At 57.2% G+C, this 16,404-nt stretch carries 17 protein-coding genes and 1 pseudogene; 15 read left to right on the forward strand and 3 right to left on the reverse strand.

Features of this window, described 5'->3' with window-relative positions:
• Positions 1-78: 78 nt before the first annotated feature.
• The 8 genes from JOD50_RS00695 to JOD50_RS10565 all read left to right on the forward strand — a co-directional run bounded on the left by JOD50_RS00695 (position 79) and on the right by JOD50_RS10565 (position 6,719).
• On the forward strand, positions 79-1,704 hold the full coding sequence (locus tag JOD50_RS00695; protein ID WP_204880039.1) for an inorganic phosphate transporter: 1,626 nt from the start codon (positions 79-81) through the stop codon (positions 1,702-1,704).
• A gap of 546 nt (positions 1,705-2,250) precedes the next feature.
• Complete coding sequence (locus JOD50_RS00700) at positions 2,251-2,526, forward strand: hypothetical protein (protein ID WP_204880040.1); 276 nt, start codon at positions 2,251-2,253, stop codon at positions 2,524-2,526.
• An 898-nt stretch (positions 2,527-3,424) separates the two neighbouring features.
• The gene (locus JOD50_RS00705; RefSeq protein ID WP_204880041.1) at positions 3,425-3,943 is read left to right on the forward strand and encodes a hypothetical protein; all 519 of its coding nucleotides are present in this window, start codon (positions 3,425-3,427) and stop codon (positions 3,941-3,943) included.
• 48 nt (positions 3,944-3,991) lie between these two features.
• Positions 3,992-4,153, forward strand: coding sequence for a hypothetical protein (locus JOD50_RS00710; RefSeq protein WP_204880042.1), 162 nt, complete (start codon positions 3,992-3,994; stop codon positions 4,151-4,153).
• The gene (locus JOD50_RS00715) at positions 4,125-4,385 is read left to right on the forward strand and encodes an SdpI family protein (RefSeq protein WP_204880043.1); all 261 of its coding nucleotides are present in this window, start codon (positions 4,125-4,127) and stop codon (positions 4,383-4,385) included. The genes JOD50_RS00710 and JOD50_RS00715 overlap by 29 nt, the downstream gene beginning before the upstream one ends.
• A complete protein-coding gene (locus JOD50_RS00720; RefSeq protein WP_204880044.1) occupies positions 4,366-5,742 on the forward strand; it encodes a DEAD/DEAH box helicase in 1,377 nt (458 codons plus the stop codon). Before JOD50_RS00715 ends, JOD50_RS00720 begins: the two co-directional genes overlap by 20 nt.
• Complete coding sequence (locus JOD50_RS00725; protein WP_231583058.1) at positions 5,739-6,194, forward strand: hypothetical protein; 456 nt, start codon at positions 5,739-5,741, stop codon at positions 6,192-6,194. Before JOD50_RS00720 ends, JOD50_RS00725 begins: the two co-directional genes overlap by 4 nt.
• Positions 6,195-6,338: 144 nt before the next feature.
• Positions 6,339-6,719 carry an HNH endonuclease gene (locus JOD50_RS10565; RefSeq protein WP_204880045.1) on the forward strand — a complete coding sequence of 127 codons (381 nt, stop codon included), beginning with the start codon at positions 6,339-6,341 and terminating at the stop codon, positions 6,717-6,719.
• Positions 6,720-6,964: 245 nt separating this feature from the next.
• Here JOD50_RS10565 and JOD50_RS00735 read toward each other — a convergent pair whose 3' ends face one another.
• Both JOD50_RS00735 and JOD50_RS00740 read right to left on the reverse strand, forming a co-directional pair.
• Positions 6,965-7,303, reverse strand: coding sequence for a trypsin-like serine peptidase (locus JOD50_RS00735; RefSeq protein ID WP_204880046.1), 339 nt, complete (start codon positions 7,301-7,303; stop codon positions 6,965-6,967).
• A gap of 778 nt (positions 7,304-8,081) precedes the next feature.
• A pseudogene (locus tag JOD50_RS00740) lies at positions 8,082-9,254 on the reverse strand (IS3 family transposase).
• 291 nt (positions 9,255-9,545) lie between these two features.
• Here JOD50_RS00740 and JOD50_RS00745 point away from each other — a divergent pair.
• Positions 9,546-9,923, forward strand: coding sequence for an HNH endonuclease (locus tag JOD50_RS00745; RefSeq protein WP_014320314.1), 378 nt, complete (start codon positions 9,546-9,548; stop codon positions 9,921-9,923).
• A gap of 246 nt (positions 9,924-10,169) precedes the next feature.
• Positions 10,170-10,727: a P27 family phage terminase small subunit gene (locus tag JOD50_RS00750; RefSeq protein ID WP_042406079.1), complete on the forward strand. Its 558-nt coding sequence runs from the start codon at positions 10,170-10,172 to the stop codon at positions 10,725-10,727.
• Here JOD50_RS00750 and JOD50_RS00755 read toward each other — a convergent pair whose 3' ends face one another.
• Positions 10,728-11,957, reverse strand: a complete 1,230-nt coding sequence (locus JOD50_RS00755) for an MFS transporter (protein ID WP_204880047.1) — start codon at positions 11,955-11,957, stop codon at positions 10,728-10,730.
• Between the two features lie 92 nt (positions 11,958-12,049).
• On the opposite strand from JOD50_RS00755, the gene JOD50_RS00760 reads away from it, so the two are divergent.
• The 5 genes from JOD50_RS00760 (at position 12,050) to JOD50_RS00780 (ending at position 16,210) form a co-directional block, all read left to right on the forward strand.
• On the forward strand, positions 12,050-12,727 hold the full coding sequence (locus JOD50_RS00760) for a TetR/AcrR family transcriptional regulator (protein ID WP_065422052.1): 678 nt from the start codon (positions 12,050-12,052) through the stop codon (positions 12,725-12,727).
• Positions 12,728-12,827: 100 nt separating this feature from the next.
• Positions 12,828-14,009 carry a methionine adenosyltransferase gene (gene metK, locus JOD50_RS00765; protein ID WP_204880048.1) on the forward strand — a complete coding sequence of 394 codons (1,182 nt, stop codon included), beginning with the start codon at positions 12,828-12,830 and terminating at the stop codon, positions 14,007-14,009.
• Positions 13,981-15,231: a DNA methyltransferase gene (locus JOD50_RS10570; protein ID WP_204880049.1), complete on the forward strand. Its 1,251-nt coding sequence runs from the start codon at positions 13,981-13,983 to the stop codon at positions 15,229-15,231. The genes metK and JOD50_RS10570 overlap by 29 nt, the downstream gene beginning before the upstream one ends.
• A 146-nt stretch (positions 15,232-15,377) precedes the next feature.
• On the forward strand, positions 15,378-15,563 hold the full coding sequence (locus JOD50_RS00775; protein ID WP_034375438.1) for a hypothetical protein: 186 nt from the start codon (positions 15,378-15,380) through the stop codon (positions 15,561-15,563).
• Entirely contained in the window at positions 15,560-16,210 is a 651-nt protein-coding gene (locus JOD50_RS00780; RefSeq protein ID WP_204880050.1) for a hypothetical protein, read from the forward strand. The genes JOD50_RS00775 and JOD50_RS00780 overlap by 4 nt, the downstream gene beginning before the upstream one ends.
• Positions 16,211-16,404 lie beyond the last annotated feature (194 nt).

Raw genomic sequence — 16,404 nt, forward strand, 5'->3', positions numbered from 1 at the left:
TCACAAAATGTTCACGTAAGTCCGCCTTGTATTTCAACCGCCTGCGTCACGATGAACCCTGTAGGGAAAGGTTTTTCTATGGCGCAGTCACTCAAACCACAGCAGGATTCTTCAGCGCTACCAAGCAAACAAGGGTTTCTAGGCCCAGACCGCTGGTGGCATCTTTCTTTCGGAACTCTCATGGCCGTCACGCTCGCGGTGTTCATGAGCTGGTCCTTCACCTATGTTGATCCGGGCGCGAACAAGGCCATCCTTGTTCTGACGATCCTTTTCGGCTTGTTCATGGCGTTCAACATCGGCGGTAACGACGTCGCGAACTCGTTCGGTACCAGTGTTGGTGCGGGGACGCTGACGATGAAGCAAGCGCTCATTATCGCTGCGATCTTCGAGGTCAGTGGCGCGGTGCTCGCTGGCGGCGAGGTTACGGAGACGGTGCGTTCGGGCATCGTGGACCTCAACGCGATCGATCTGCAACCGATGGACTTCGTGTTCATCATGATGTCGGCGCCGTTCGGTGCGGCGATCTGGCTCTTGATTGCTACCCGCATGGGTTGGCCGGTTTCGACGACGCACTCGATTGTCGGCGGTATTGTTGGCGCGGCGCTCGCGCTGGGTTTCGCTACCGGCACCGGTGGTTTCGAGATGGTGCAGTGGAGCGAGATCGGAAAGATCGTGCTCTCGTGGGTGCTGTCTCCGTTGCTGGGTGGCATTGTTGCGTGGGTTCTGTTCGGGCAGATCAAGAAGCATATCCTGGTCTATAACGAGCAGATGGATGTGAAGCTGCGTGAGCTCAGGCGTGAACGCGCTGAGCTGCGTACCCGCCACAAGAAGGCTTTTGAGCGGCTCGATGAGTTGCAGAAGATTTCTTACACGAACGCGATGGCCCGTGACGCGTCGGTGTATCAGCGTGAGGATTTGGATCCGGAGGAGCTCGAGTCTGAGTATTACCGGGACCTGCACAGCGTAGAGACTCGCGCTCGGGAGGTTCAAGCGCACCGCGCGCTTGAAACCTGGGTTCCGTTGCTCGCGGCGTTCGGGGCGGTTGTGATCGGTTCGATGATGCTGTTCAAGGGGTTGAAGAACCTCAATTTTGAGCTCAGCTCGGTCGGTAACTTCCTGATTCTCGGGATGATCGCCGCGACTGTGTGGATGGCGGTTTTCATCTTCGCGCGTTCGCTCAAGAAGCATGATCTTTCGCGTTCCACGTTTGTGTTGTTCAGCTGGATGCAGGTTTTCACGGCGTCCGCGTTTGCGTTCAGCCATGGTTCTAACGACATCGCTAACGCGATTGGTCCGTTCGCGGCGATCCTCGATGTTCTCAAGACCGGCCAGGTCAACGACGAGGCCGGGGTTCCGCCTGCCGTGATGCTGACCGCCGGCGTCGCGCTGATTGTCGGGCTGTGGTTCATCGGCCGCTTCGTGATCAAGACCGTTGGTTCTGGCTTGACTGAGATGCACCCGGCGTCCGGTTTCGCGGCGGAACTTGCCGCGGCGGGTATCGTGATGTTGGCATCGGTTATGGGCTTGCCGGTTTCTTCGACGCACATCCTGATTGGTGCTGTCTTGGGTGTGGGCATTGTCAACAAGGCCGCTAACTGGAAGCTCATGAAGCCGATCGCGCTCGCGTGGGTCATCACGGTTCCGGTCGCAGCAATCTTGGGCGCGGTGAGCGTGCTTGCCCTGCGCGCCGTCTTCGGCGCCTAACTAAGTAGTGTCCTTGTGGCGGGCAGGTTTTCGGACCTGCCCGCCACGTTTTATGTGTGGGAATTGCCTGACGGCTGGGCAGTGGTTCAGGTCGCAAAGCGGAACGCGTAACCCATATGCTGGGGTGAAGTTGAGAGCCTAGTGACGCAGTTTAGGACGCAACGGCAAGCCAAGCCAGTGGCTACTGTGTGTTGCGTAGATCTTCCAAAGGTTTGCGGTCGTGGGCTGGACGCCAGTCTGGGAGGACGTGCTCGCTGTCTTCAATCTCGTCAATGTGGCGTTCAGTTGCGGGTTTGCCGGGCACGAGTTTGTTACCTCGCACAACGAAGCGCTAAGGCTAAAGATGAAACAAACCGAGGCGGCGGCGCGGATACGAGCCGGCCGGTGTACGAGTCACGCGGTCTATTGGTGTTGAGAATTTTTTATGAACATTATTGACGGTAAGGGTTATCTAACTTAACATTTTTCTTGTCTCTAAGAGGAGGCCGTAGCCCAGATTCCCAAGCTGCACTACCCGCCGTCAATCAAGACAGCACGACGAAAGGAATGAAGACCATGAATCTTCGAAAATTTGTGAAGCTGACGACTGCTAGTACCTGCACAATTGCGTTGTCATTAGCATTTGGCGGAGTAGCTAATGCCACGCCACTTAGCGAGTACACACCATCGTCTCAACAAATTTCTCACGGCACACAACGCACCACACCAGCCCCTGTATTATCGGAGGATCAGCTATTAGCTGCTTTTAAAGCGATTGAAGAGATTCCTGAGAGTGTCCTTCAAGCCGGAGATGCTGTAGCGCAATCTTGGCTCAAAGCGTGACTGGGAGATGGATTTCACTCAGAGTCAGGTGCCATTACCACTTTTGGAGTAGTCGGTTGTGTTAGTGCTATCGGCCTTGCTATCGTGACAAACCTTCCAATCTTTAAGATTACGAAAGTCCGTACGGCTCTGAAAGCTGCCGGTGGTGCAACTAAGTTTGTAAAGACTTTCAAGCGCGCTTACGATGCACAGCGGAGAGCAAAAGTACCATTTAAGACGGCAGTTTCGCGGGCCGTTAGGCGGGCTGCAAAAAAGGCTGGACCAGAAGCTCAACAGACTTTGATCGAACTCTTTAACCTAGGGAATGTTTATAGTGCTTGCTTCGAGTAAGGATAGAGCGCGAAAGCAAAAAGAGGCACGAATAATTATTTTCGTAATGGGAATCCTCGGATTAACATTGCTAATTCTTAGTTTTTGGGTTGATACCGGAAAGATCGGAGCCGTTTTGTGTGCGGGGGCTCTTATTGGACATCTGGCAACCTGGAAAAGTAAAACCAATATTCAACCACGTGATCAAAACAGGAAATCATGATCAGTTCGTTGTTTTCACCATGAAATAAGATACAGGCTGCACCACCGTATAACAGCAGGTGAGAGCCTGTTATTCCCGCTAAAGTTATGGGTGTCTCCACTGTGGAGGCACCCATAGCTATTATTGAAAGAAGGCCACCACGGGTTTAATCAATTGGTTACGTGGCACCACCGCCCGCAAAAGTGATGACCACGTGCTTGGTTCTTCTTATTGTTTATTGTTCGAGCACACCAGCTCGGGTAGGTTGGGGACTGAACGCTCCGCGATGCATACGGCGGCGGTCTATTCGTGTGTGCGGATTTTAGCTGAGTCGATTGCCGGCTCGCCATTTCATCCACGATAGATTGGGAGCGTATGAACCACTGGATGAATGAGACGAAAGTCGAGATAGAAACTTTTGTCCTCAAAGGGACAGGGGTTACGTTTCCGGAGCTTTTCGCTCAGCAACATGACGAGCATCTGGTATCTATTTCCGCTAATCCAGCCGAGGCGGCTCATTGGTGGCATTGGCAAAGTGACAAGTCTTTGCCTGGTGAAGGCTGGGTTTCTTTCATTCTTAACGGGGTTCAGATCATGCCGATGGATGCGTGGACCAACGTCGACGTTTTTTGGCAGGAACTACTTAATGCTCTTGAGAGTTATGCATCAACTGGCAGAGGGCAAGGGGAATTTAGCGAGGAAACAGCTACCTTCTCCCTCGCGAAGAGAGGAACGATAGCTGTTTTTGAGCTACGCGGACAGAGGTACCCGGTGGAGCCTGATTCTTTCCTCAAGGCTGTATTGGGGGCTGCGCGAGAGTTCTTTACCTGGGTTGAAGAATATATTGGAGGAATCGACAAAACATACCTCGTCAGAATTGAGACGCTGATGGATGGCCTCAAGTAACGAGGCATTCGGTACCGTTGATCGCAATACACGCTGGTGGATAACCACATGGCCACCACTGTGATGCCTTATCCCGCGCTCACTGAGCAGATCCAGCGCCGGCTCGATTCGATCATCGAAATGGCCATTCACGTCGACCGGGCAGGTGTGACACAGGTTCCCCTTCGTAGTCGCTGGACCATTGATTCTTTTCGTCTTCTTTCTCATTGATGCGTCGCTGATCTCTTTGTTAGCGGTCTGGATGGTCAAGGCGGCGAACGAGGGCAGTTTAGAGCGCAATCAATTAATCGGCATCCAGACCAAAGCAACCTTGGCATCGAATGAGGCCTGGGATGTAGCGCACAAAGCGGCGATCCCCTACGCTGATCACGGCGTTGATGCGGTCGTCGTTGACAACATTGACGCGATCCAGGAGGTGGCTGATGCGCTACGAGCCGCATGACTACCAACGACAGGCCACCGCCTTCGTTGAAGACCACCCGCAGGCCGCGATCCTGCTCGGGATGGGGCTAGGCAAGACGGTGATCACCTTGACGGCAATCTGGAACCTGCTGCTGGACTCCTTCCAGGCCCGCCGCGTCCTCATCGTCGCACCCCTGCGAGTCGCCCGCGATACCTGGCCCGCCGAGGCCACCAAATGGGACCACCTGGCAGGACTCACCATTGCCGTCGCCGTGGGGTCGAAAGCCCAGCGGGTGGACGCGCTTGCCGCCGAGGCGATGGTGACCGTCATCAACCGCGAAAACGTGCCCTGGCTGGTGCGCCACCTCGGCAAAGCCTGGCCGTTCGACATGGTCGTCATCGACGAGCTGAGCTCGTTTAAGAACCACCGGGCGCAACGGTTCAAAGCACTCGCCTCCGTGCGGCCACGTCTCACCCGGATCGTGGGACTGACCGGCACGCCAGCAGCCAACGGGCTGATGGACCTGTGGGCGCAGTTCCGTCTCCTTGATGAGGGCCAGCGCCTCGGCAGGTTCATCACCCACTACCGCAACCGCTGGTTCGTACCCGATCGGCGAAACGGCCAGCAGATCTTCACCTACAAGCCCGCACCCGGTGCCGAGGACGAGATCTACGAGGCGATCAGCGACATCACCTTGTCGATGCGCACCACCGACTACCTGCGCCTGCCCGAGCTGACGGTCACCACCAAGCTCGTCGACCTCGAACCCAAGGAGCGCAAAGCCTACGAGCGGTTGCGAGATGAGATGGTGCTCGACCTCGACGGGCAGGTCATCGACGCCGCGAACGCCGCAGCACTGTCAGGCAAGCTGCTACAGCTGGCCTCCGGCGCGATCTACGACGAAGAAGGCAACACCGTAGTGGTGCACGACCGCAAACTCGACGCGCTCGAAGACCTCGTGGAGGCCGCCAACGGTCAGCCCCTGCTGGTGGCGTACTGGTACCGACACGACCTGCAACGAATCACCGAACGATTCCCACAGGCTCGCGAACTGAAAACCAGTAGCGACATCGAGGCGTGGAATGCCCGTCAGATTCCGCTCGCGCTGATCCACCCGGCCTCAGCCGGGCACGGACTGAACCTCCAAGCCGGTGGCAACCTGCTCGTCTGGTTCTCTCTGACCTGGAGCCTCGAGCTTTACCAACAAACGAATGCGCGCCTGTATCGGCAAGGCCAGTCCGAGCCGGTGACGATCACGCATCTGGCCACCACCGGAACCCTCGACGCCGCCGCCCTATCAGCCTTGGAATCGAAGAACCTGACGCAGGCCGCACTGATCGACGCAGTCACCACTGAGCTACAACCAGCAAAGGAGCACACCGAATGCATGTCATGACCCGATACTTAGACACCCGCAAGGCCGCGATCGCCGCCCTGCAAGATTACCCACTCATGGAACACGCCGCAGGAGACACCAGCCACGTGGCAGATCAGCTTCGGGAGGATCTCGTCCACCCAGCCTCGCCTAGGTTGGATGGCCTGCCGCGCTATGTGAATCCGCACGGTAACGAAAACAGGATTGCTGCGACCTTAGACAAGATCGACCTGCTCGCCGAACGCCAACGCCAAGCCCGCGAATACCTCGACTGGTTCCTCCCCGCCTGGGGTTTGCTGTCGGAGGATGACAGGTTTGTGCTCGAGGCTTTCTTCCTCGGCGACGGTCCACAAGAAGACGCCGTCAACCTGGTGTGCGACCACTTCTACGTCGAACGCTCCACCGCGCACCAGAAGAAGTCACGGGCGCTGGGGCGGTTGGCGACGGCATTGTATGGGCCGAGTGGACTGTGAACCCACCCGCCAAAAGGTGTCGGCAAACGCGGATGACTTGCCCCAAACCAGCCCGTAACGTAGTAAGCGGTTGACAACTAGGCCAAGACCCCCAGACGCTCGGTAGCCCGTCTGGGGGTCTTGCCGTATTCGTGGGAGGTGGGTGTGGTACCGAGGAAACCGAAACGCCCCTGCTCCCAACCCGGCTGCCCAGAACTCACCGACCACCGCTTCTGCCCGGCTCACGCTCGTGCAGAAGACGAGCGGTACCGGACGTATCAGCTTGACCCTGCGATCAACAAGCGCTACGACCACCGCCGGCGCAAAATCCGCAACGCCTACATCCAAGCCCACCCGTTGTGCGAACAGTGCCAGACTCAGGGGCGTGTGACGCCAGCCCAAGAGGTTGACCACATCGTCCCGCTCGAAGATGGTGGCACGCATGATGAGGCGAACCTGCAAGCCTTGTGTAAGCCGTGTCATTCGTCCAAGACTGCGCGTGGTAACGACAGGTGGAGATACCGACGGCATGTGTATAAGAAATAATATGAGTAAGTTTGAACTGGGAAAGTATCACTGTTTTTACGGCGATGGCATGGGAGCGGGAGTAGCTGACTCCATTCGCTCTTTATTCCAATAATCACTCTGTTCAACAGGCGCTTGCGTTGATGTTGGAGAGTCCTGCACTGGAGTAGCTTGCCGTGAATAAAAGGCAAGAAAAACTATCCCGATCACAAGGCAGATAATAAATATTGCGACCGATATAGGCAACCAACGCCTCTTTATCAGGCTCATTTAATACCTTGGAAAAGATTTTTTACCGCGTCATCGAAAGGTGTAGAAATCAGTAACTTACTTCCTGAAGTTGTACGGCGAGATGTTACACCGAAAACATGTCCCAGATTCGCATCGATTCTTGTTCGTAGCCAGGGGCCTCCACTTGCTCCACCGGTCATGTCGCAGGGCATTATCATGTCGCTGGACCAGAAACGCCACTTCTTGGTATTCCCATCACAGTAGTAAGGAGTTGTGCCATCGTAGGGTTTTTCTGCAGGCCAACCCCATATTCTCACTCCAGTTTGATTGTGTCCATAGTTATAAGCAAGTCCATTGCCACCAACTGTAGCCACTAGGGTCCTTCCGTTTCGAGGATGCACCGTGAAGAATGCTTGGTCGCGCGAAAAATCTGATGAGTTAGTCCATCCTGTAAACGTGTATGCCGTCTTCCAATTCCACAGACCGTATCCTGACGCGCCATTGTAGTAGGCAGGGGCGAATGCAATGTTTGAATGCCATCCTTCCCCTTTTCCCCCATGTACGCAGTGGCCAGCGGTAGACACCACGTTTTTCGTCGGACCGTTAATTGCCGAACCTGAGCACACATAGTTTTTACCCTTATAGCTGAAAAATACTTTTCCAGCTGTTGAAGGTACTACGGCATTCCGAGTTTGTTGTCCTGGCGACAATTCGGGGTACACAGGATCTGACGAATCTTCTCCTAAGCTCAACCTTTTAGATCACTCATCGGATGGGTTCGTATCGGTTTGATAAAATTCGGGAGCTAATTTGTCTGCAGGAATTGCAGATCGCATCTTTTCTTCCGTCCAATAGCCTGTCGGATCTAATTCCCGAGCAGATGATCTTGACAGATCAACAGAGGGCGCATTGGCTGATACTGGCTGGTCACCTGTGTCGTCATCTGCAATTGGAGATGCGTGGGCAGGTGGCATCACGAAGCCTACAAACAATGCTAAGGTAGCGAGCAGAGCACTAACAGGTAGAGCTTGACGTCGAATTCTCATTATAACCCTCCATAATCTTCCCGATTCCACTCTTACTCTAGGTGGTTTTTTAAGTAATGGACAAGGGTCTAAATGGGTCTGCTGAAGGTTTGGTTGAGCCCATGGTTTATGCCGCCAGTGTAGTGGTGGGGGCCATGATTGCCTCGTACTCGACGGGGGGTCAGTTTGCCTAGGCGTCGTTGTCGTCGTTTGCGGTGGTAGATCCCTTCGATCCATGCGACGATCGCCAGTCGTAGCTCTTGGCGGGTGGTCCAGCGTTGCCGGTCGAGGACGTTCTTCTGCAGGAGCGCGAAGAATGACTCCATAGGAGCGTTGTCACCACACGGGCCAACACGTCCCATGGAGCCGCGCAGCCCGAACTTCTTGAGGGCTTTGCGGTACTTCTTCGACCGGAATTGCGAGCCGCGATCCGAGTGCACGATCACGCCTTTCGGGAAGCCACGGTGATAGACGGCCATCGTCAACGCATCGACAGCGATCCGGGCCTTCATCCTGGGCTGGATAGAGTAGCCGACGATCTTGTTGTGCCACAGATCCTTGATCGCACAGCAGTACAATTTCCCCTCGTCAGTCCAGTGTTCGGTGATGTCGGTGACCCACACCTGGTCAGGGCCATCAGCGACGAACAACCGCTGCACGAGGTCATCATGGACCGGCGCGCCGGCCTTGCGGTACTTGCGTTTGCGGCTGGTGATCCTCGAGGAGATCCCCGCAACGTGGCACAGCCGCCACACGCGCCGCTCCGAGATCTGGTAGCCCAGATCGTGGAGGTCGTCAGCCAGCACACGGTAGCCGCCCTCGGGATCGTCCTCGTGGAGTTCGTGCAACACCTCGATGAGGTGCCCCTCTTCCTGCTGGCGAGCAGAAATCGGCTGTTGGCGCCACTGGTAGTACCCCTGCTCAGAGAAGCCCAGTACCCGGCACGCCACCGCCACCGGCACCCGTAGCGGGGCGTTCTAGGCGGCCATCTCGCGGACGAGCGGGTACATCATTTTGGGGTCCGCAGATTCGCCTGCGAGAGATACGCCGCCGCGCGACGCAGCACCTCGTTTTCCATCTCCAACTCGCGGATCCGCTGCATCGCGGCCGTCATCTCGCGGCGTTCCTCGACGTCTGTGGTCGGCGTGAACCCGAGAGCCCGGAACCGGTCGTCCTTGACCCACGTCTGCAACGCGGACTTCGAGACTCCAAGGTCTCTACACACTTGCTTCTGCGACAAGCCGCTGTTCACCAGCGCCACTGCGTCACGCTTGAACTCGTCCGAATACATTCTTGGCACGATCGCCATCCTTTCAGCACGACCCTTCCAAAGTCATGCGGTCTTGGACTCAATCGAACCTTCAGCAGTCCCCTGCTTCGCCAAGAAGCAGCGCGCCCTTGCCCGCTTCGCGCGTCTCTTGTTCGGCAGAGACTGAAGCATTGGCGCGCATGAGTGTCGCAAAGAGGGGATGACTTTCAGGGTGTGCCTGTCGCATGCTGTAAGTGGTTGAAAAGTAGGTCCCGACCCCCAGACGAATCATCACGGTTCGTCTGGGGGTCGTTGCCATGAACGACAAGGGTGGTGAGACGGATGCCTTTCAAACCCAAGCGCCCGTGCTCCCAGCCCGGCTGCCCCGAGCTGACCGAGACGCGGTTCTGCCCCGAGCACGCCCGCGCCGAGGACACCCGCTACCGGACCTACCAGCGCGACCCGAAGATCAACCGACGCTACGACCACCGGTGGCGAAAGATCCGCGCGGCCTACGTCGAAGCCCACCCGTTGTGCGAGGACTGCCTGGCCCGTGGCCGGTACACGCCCGTGGCTGAGGTCCACCACGTGATCCCGCTCGACCACGGCGGCACCCACGACGAGTCGAACCTGCGCAGTCTGTGCAAGCCGTGCCACTCGCGCCAGTCCGCGCTCGATGGCGACCGGTGGCGGCAAGCCCCTCGGGTCTACAGCTACTAAAAAGGGCTGTGTGCCCGCCTGTCGCGGCCTCCCTGCCGACCCTCACCTGTGCCAACTTCGAGGCCGCTGGCCCGGCACGAGGCGACGTGGCGCGCTTGCCGAGGGGGTGGGGGCGAGCGGATCTCCACAGCTGGGCTGCTCCTCAGCGGGCGGGGCCAACCGTACACAAAAAGACCGAATCAAACAGGGTATTAACCCCCAAGCCCTCCATCACCGGGCTAACCGCCTGGAAGGAGGCGAGATTTCATGGCGAAAGACGGAACACTGCGCGGCGGACGCAGAGCAGGCTCAGGTGCGAAGCCCACACCTGCGTTTGAGAAGATCACCGAAGGCAAAGACGCACGCGTCCTCCACATCGCGTCGCTCGACCCACCAGATCTGGAAGCGGGCGGGGATCTTGAAGGTAGCGTAATGCCAGAACCTTCGGCTTATTTGGCGGCTGTGCAGCGTGATGGTAACCCTTTGGGTGCTGACGTAATCTACCGCGATACCTGGAACTGGCTCAAGGAGCGCGGCTGCGAAAAACTCGTAGCTCCACGGTTGATTGAGGCTTATGCGCAGAATTTTGCTCGGTTCATTCAATGCGAAGAAGCAATCTCCGATTTTGGCCTGTTGGGTAAGCATCCGACCACGGGGGCGGCTATCGCGTCCCCATTCGTGGCCATGTCTCAGTCGTTTAGCAAGCAGGCGAATACGCTCTGGTACGAGATTTTCGATGTGGTCAAAGCCAACTCGCTGGTGGACTACTCGGGGCCGACTCCTGCGGATAACGTGATGGAACGGCTACTTCAGGCACGCTCATAGTTATTGGCGTAGTGCGGGTGCGGTGTGGGCGTAGATGACGACCACTGCAATCAAGGCGATACAGACGGCGAAGGGTGCCAGCGGGTTCCACCCGTAAAGGGCGGTCGAAGCCAGCGGGGCAATCGCGTACGCCAACCCATTATTAGCGTTAATGATGCCAGCCACTGCGCCTTGCTCATCTGCACTCATCTTCAAGGTTGGGCCAGTGTTGTACCCGGGCATCGCCAGTCCCATACCTACCCCCAGCACGATACACCCGACAACCAGTAAAGCGTGCGAGGAGGTAGGCCAAATGAGCACAGTTGCAACTAGTGTAATGGTCAGACCAGTACGTAAAAGCTTCGTTGCTCCCCACCCTGTCTTTGGAGCAATCACCGCTTGGGCAATGATCATGGTCACGCCCATGATGGTCAGGTAAATCGCGGAAATACCTGCGGTCGCAGTTGCCGACAGGGCGAAGCGGTCTTGAACAGTGAATCCAAAAATCGTAGCAACAGAAGAAAACACAAGAAACATCACCAGACCAGTTGCTAGCCAGGGAGCTACACGCGGATCAGTGAAGCGAATCCGTTGAGGCTTTACAAAAAGTTGCCCTTGGCTTTGAGGTGCGAAACTCACCAAGAGAACAACCAGACCAATCACCATCACAACGGGCATGACCACCAAGGGCAAGAGCAGGCCACCAGCAGCGGCTAACACACCTCCAGTAACACCTCCAACAATGGAGGCCATCCCTTGAGCCGCTCCAATCATGCCCAGTGCTTTTACCCGCCCGTTCTCGCTGGCAGCATGCGTGACCAGGTGGGCTTGCGCGGTCGGGGCGATCGCTGAAATCCCTCCGCCATAGAGCAAACCACGAGTGATCACAACACCAAAAACTAGTCCGACACCGCCAACTACCTGGTTCATCCCCAGGTAGGAGACAATACCGAAGGCGCTCAAAGCGATGATCGCGATCACAAGCCCGGCAGCGAGTACACCTTTAGCGCCGACACGTTGGGAAGCTCGCCCCCAATAAGCACTCAAGCTCGCTAGTACAATCGCTGCCAAAGAGATAGTGGCGCCAATATGCCATTCCCGCAATCCCATCTGTCGTGACAGTGGCGCGATGATCGGATTGAGAATCATTTGCCCCATAAAGGCGAGAAAAACGATTCCCACTACCAGGTTCGCTTGCGCTCCTGGATCAATAGAACTCTGTGTCGGCTTATTACTACGAGGGTCAGGCATCACTACACTCCATTACTAGAACACTGTTTCACTTAGGGATATTGTAGAATGGTGTTCTAGTAAGGGTGAAGGAATAAGTTAAGGGTCACCTTATGAACACTGTGCTAACGGGGCGAAGGGCTGGGCTATCACGCGAGCTGATTGTCAAACAAGCTGTACAGTTAAGCGCGATCAGTGGCGTTGAGGGATGGTCAGTACGGGACATTGCCCGTGAACTGGGCGTGGTTCCCTCAGTGATTTATCATTATTTTCCAAACAAGGAAGCCATTTGTGATGCTGTTGTAGACCGGGTATGTGTCGGGATTGAAGTTCCCGACCCGGACCTTGAATGGAAAGCCTGGTTTCGAGCTATGGCTCACAATCTACGCCCCGCATTGTTAGCATATCCAGGGATTACCGACAGGTTCGCGCGGGGCAAGTTCACTGAACAGTTTTTGCCGATGATCGATGGAGCCTGGGCCAAACTACAAGAAGCTGGGTTTGGTGACAATTCGCCTGTGGCCTACACAATTATCGCGAACTCGATCATCCACACGATCGGAGCGAGAAACCTGCGCGCATCCAATCAAATCCAACCTCGCCACAACCTGCACGAAATGCTTGTCAGGCTTGAGCCTATGATGGCTCAATCTGTTGGACTGACCAGTATTGTCAACTCTTACCTGGAGCCTCTCTCACACCTTGATGAAGAAGAAGCGATGTCCGAGGAATACTACGACCTCGTCATCGATGTGATCCTAGACGGCATCGAACATACCCTGCTGCCTTAACTCTGACCCACTTCTCAATCATCGTCTTAGTGAGCGCCCGCACAGCTGGCGCTCACTTTTTTATTCCCACCCCATATCAATTTATGAAAGCGAGTTGTATATGTCGTTGAAAACCGCTGAAAGCGTGCGCGCCGGGCACCCGGACAAGCTGTGCGACTACATCGCCGACTGCATTTTGGATCGTGCCCTCTACGAAGACCCTGCCGCCAGAGTGGCTGTCGAAGTGATGGCAATCAAAGCACGCATCTATGTCGCTGGCGAGATCACCTGCAAGGCAAAGCTTGAGATTCCGATGCTGGTACGCGCAGCGCTTGAGCATGTGGGTTATGATCCGCGCCGGTTCCGCATCCGCGCCAAAATTCACTGCCAATCGAGCGATATTGCTGGCGGGGTCGATAAATCTTTAGAAGCACGCCACGGTGATACGAGTTCTCACGTAATGGTTGGTGCTGGCGATCAAGGCACCGTCTACGGCTACGCCACAGCCGAGAGCGAAGAACGACTCCCGTTGCCACTGGTTTATGCTCACCGGATCTGCAAGCGTCTCGATCAAGCATTCACAGACGGCAAGATTCCAGAGCTCGGCCCGGACGGGAAAGCCCAGGTCACTGTTGAGTATGACGGCGAAACCCCTAAACGTATCGCCACGATTGTGGTCTCGGTCCAGCACAAGCCAGGCATTAACGTGGAGGATTTCAACCAGCGTCTGATTTCGCTGGTTATCTCGGCGGCGTGTCGCGAGATCGAAATCGACGAACACACCGAAATCCTGATCAACCCTTCAGGGCGTTTCGTCGAGGGTGGCCCTGCCGCAGACACTGGGCTGACTGGCCGAAAGCTCATGGTCGATACCTACGGCGGGCTTGCACCCCATGGTGGCGGGGCGTTCTCGGGTAAGGACCCCTCCAAGGTCGACCGGACGGGCGCGTACATGGCGCGCCTGATCGCGAAAACCGTGGTGGATGCGCGCCTGGCCGAAGAATGCCACGTCGCTATCTCCTATGCGATCGGTAAGGCCGACCCGGTCGCGTTCCACATCGACACCTTCGGCACAGGTCAGCACTCGGACTGGCTGCTCACCGACGCCGCCCAGGCGATCTTCCCGCTGCGACCGGCCGCGATGATCGAACGCCTCGGCCTTAGAGCCCCCATCTACGCGAAGCTTGCCACCTGCGGGCACATGGGCCATGGCCTGAGCGAGTGGGAATGGACGCTGCCGTTTACCGACAAGCTCAAGACGGAGGTGACCCGCCGTGCTCATCAAGCAGCTACCCATCAGTGAGCTCAAGCCCGCCGACTACAACCCGCGTAAGGACCTAAAACCGGGAGATCCAGAATACGACAAGCTCAAGCGCTCGCTGGCGGAGTTCGGGTATGTCGAGCCGGTGATCTACAACCACACCACCGGCCACGTCGTCGGCGGCCACCAGCGCCTGAAAGTGCTCGCCGACCTGGGCCACACTGATGTTGACTGCGTGGTCGTCGAACTGGACGAGACCCGCGAGAAGGCCCTGAACGTCGCATTGAACAAGATCAGCGGCGACTGGGACGAGTCCAAGCTGGCCCTGCTCATCGCCGACCTGGACGCGGCCGACTTTGATGCCGAGCTCACCGGCTTCGACGATGACGAAATCCAAGCGATGATTGGTTCCCTCGATGATGACGAGGTCACCGATGACGGCTTTGATCTCACCGCCGCTCTCGAGGCCGCATCGTTCGTCCAGCGCGGGGACATTTGGACTGTCGGCAGGCACCGCCTGGTCTGCGGGGACGCCACCAACGCAGACGATGTCGCGGTGCTCATGGATGGCAAGAGCGCGAACCTGGTGCTCACCGACCCGCCCTACAACGTCGCCTTCGAGTCGTCCGACGGGCTCACGATCAAGAATGATGCGATGAAGGCCGACTCGTTCTACGAGTTCCTGCTCACCGCGTTTACCAACATGGCGGGCGTTCTCGACAAGGGTGGGTCGGCGTATGTGTTCCACGCCGACACCGAAGGGCTGAACTTCCGCAAAGCGTTCATCGACGCCGGGTTCAAACTCTCCGGCTGCTGCATCTGGGTCAAAGACTCCCTCGTGCTGGGACGCTCGCCGTACCAGTGGCAGCACGAACCAGTGCTCCACGGGTGGAAGCAGGGAGCCAAGCACAAGTGGTTCGCTGACCGGAAACAGACCACGATCTGGAACTTCGCCAAGCCGCGTAAGAACTCCGACCACCCGACCTCCAAGCCGCTGGACCTGCTGGCCTATCCGATCCGCAACTCCACTCAGGCCAACGCGATCATCCTCGACACGTTCGCTGGCAGCGGTTCGACCCTGATGGCCGCCGAGCAGACCGACCGCATCGCCTACCTCATGGAGTTGGACGAGAAGTACGCCTCGGTGATCCTGCGCCGCTACGCCGAGGCGACCGGGGACGCGGCCGGGATCACCTGCCAGCGAGGCAACACCCAGTACACGTATCTGGATCTGGTCAAACAGGTCGACCGCGACCGCGAATAAAACCCCGGAAATGCAGGTAAAACAGGGGCGTGAAAATGAGCCGTTGATGAGGGCAAAAACGACTGGATAAGCGGAAAAACGTATGGCTGTATGTACATGACCGAAAGCACCCCCAGCCCCGGGGAATCGAGCGAAAAGGACTGGTCATGAGTGAATTACACATCGAAATCAGCGAACTGATTGCAGCCGGAGTTAACGTCTACGACCCCGAGGAAACCCTGCGGGTTGCCAGAGCTCGCGGCTACCAGCTGGTGGTGCGCGTGATCGAATACGACCCGACGCGTTTCCTCAGCATGGTGGCCGCCTGGTTCGAGAAGGAGGTCGTGGCATGAGCATCCTCGCCTTCACCCCGCACAAAACGGGCAGGAAAAAGCTCGCCCAGCTTCTCGCCGATCACCTTGGCACCGAGGCCACCTATCTGGGCACGCCCTCGTTTGCCTACCAGATCGCAGACGCCACGCTGGATCGGGACTGGACCCTCTACCTGCCAGATGGCATCGAGGCGCAGGCCGTGCTCGAGTCCGCACACAAGGCGGGCTTTGAAACCGCCGACCCGGGCGAGGTGGCGTTGACGGTCACGATGCCCACCACCGGGTGGAGTGAGCGCACTCGCGCCAACCTCGAAGCGCTCCTAGCGGCCAAAGGGCCACTGATCGCCAAGGCCCTGGGCATCCCGGCCACACCCGTGCAGTTCAACGATGACGAGACCGTCTCGTTCCCGTGGTGTGAGTCGATTACGCCGGAGACGGCACGCGAGGCGGTGATCCCGCTTGTGGCAAAGCTCTGCCAGCGCGCCCAGGAGGCAACCCGGATCCGATCCACGCCGCCTGCACCGGGCAATGACAAGTACACGATGCGCTGCTTCCTGCTCTCCCTGGGCTTCATCGGCCCCGAACACAAGCAGGCACGCCGCATCTTGCTGGCAGGCCTGGAAGGCGACGCCGCCTGGCGCACCCCGGTAAGCAGGAAGGAGAACTGACGCATCAATCGCAACGCCTGACCTGCTGGCACCCGGAAACCCTGCCACGAGCGGGGTTTCCCCTCGTCACAAGCCTTGATTCTCCACGGTCTCCGAGTGCTGTAGATCCCAAAAAATAGTGCCTGATCTGGGCAAATACGACTGGATAAGCGCCCGCACCTATGGCTGTATGTACATGACAAAAGAACAGCCCC

It is taken from the genome of Pseudoglutamicibacter cumminsii (assembly GCF_016907775.1).
Lineage (GTDB): Bacteria > Actinomycetota > Actinomycetes > Actinomycetales > Micrococcaceae > Pseudoglutamicibacter > Pseudoglutamicibacter cumminsii.

What these genes read in the sequence shown, in the direction of transcription:
- JOD50_RS00695 (WP_204880039.1), top strand. Translation starts at nt 79, where the DNA reads ATGGCGCAGTCACTCAAACCACAGCAGGATTCTTCAGCGCTACCAAGC.
- JOD50_RS00700 (WP_204880040.1), top strand. Translation starts at nt 2,251, where the DNA reads ATGAAGACCATGAATCTTCGAAAATTTGTGAAGCTGACGACTGCTAGT.
- JOD50_RS00705 (WP_204880041.1), top strand. Translation starts at nt 3,425, where the DNA reads ATGAATGAGACGAAAGTCGAGATAGAAACTTTTGTCCTCAAAGGGACA.
- JOD50_RS00710 (WP_204880042.1), top strand. Translation starts at nt 3,992, where the DNA reads ATGGCCACCACTGTGATGCCTTATCCCGCGCTCACTGAGCAGATCCAG.
- JOD50_RS00720 (WP_204880044.1), top strand. Translation starts at nt 4,366, where the DNA reads ATGCGCTACGAGCCGCATGACTACCAACGACAGGCCACCGCCTTCGTT.
- JOD50_RS00725 (WP_231583058.1), top strand. Translation starts at nt 5,739, where the DNA reads ATGACCCGATACTTAGACACCCGCAAGGCCGCGATCGCCGCCCTGCAA.
- JOD50_RS00745 (WP_014320314.1), top strand. Translation starts at nt 9,546, where the DNA reads ATGCCTTTCAAACCCAAGCGCCCGTGCTCCCAGCCCGGCTGCCCCGAG.
- JOD50_RS00750 (WP_042406079.1), top strand. Translation starts at nt 10,170, where the DNA reads ATGGCGAAAGACGGAACACTGCGCGGCGGACGCAGAGCAGGCTCAGGT.
- JOD50_RS00755 (WP_204880047.1), bottom strand. Translation starts at nt 11,957, where the DNA reads ATGCCTGACCCTCGTAGTAATAAGCCGACACAGAGTTCTATTGATCCA.
- JOD50_RS00760 (WP_065422052.1), top strand. Translation starts at nt 12,050, where the DNA reads ATGAACACTGTGCTAACGGGGCGAAGGGCTGGGCTATCACGCGAGCTG.
- metK (WP_204880048.1), top strand. Translation starts at nt 12,828, where the DNA reads ATGTCGTTGAAAACCGCTGAAAGCGTGCGCGCCGGGCACCCGGACAAG.
- JOD50_RS00775 (WP_034375438.1), top strand. Translation starts at nt 15,378, where the DNA reads ATGAGTGAATTACACATCGAAATCAGCGAACTGATTGCAGCCGGAGTT.
- JOD50_RS00780 (WP_204880050.1), top strand. Translation starts at nt 15,560, where the DNA reads ATGAGCATCCTCGCCTTCACCCCGCACAAAACGGGCAGGAAAAAGCTC.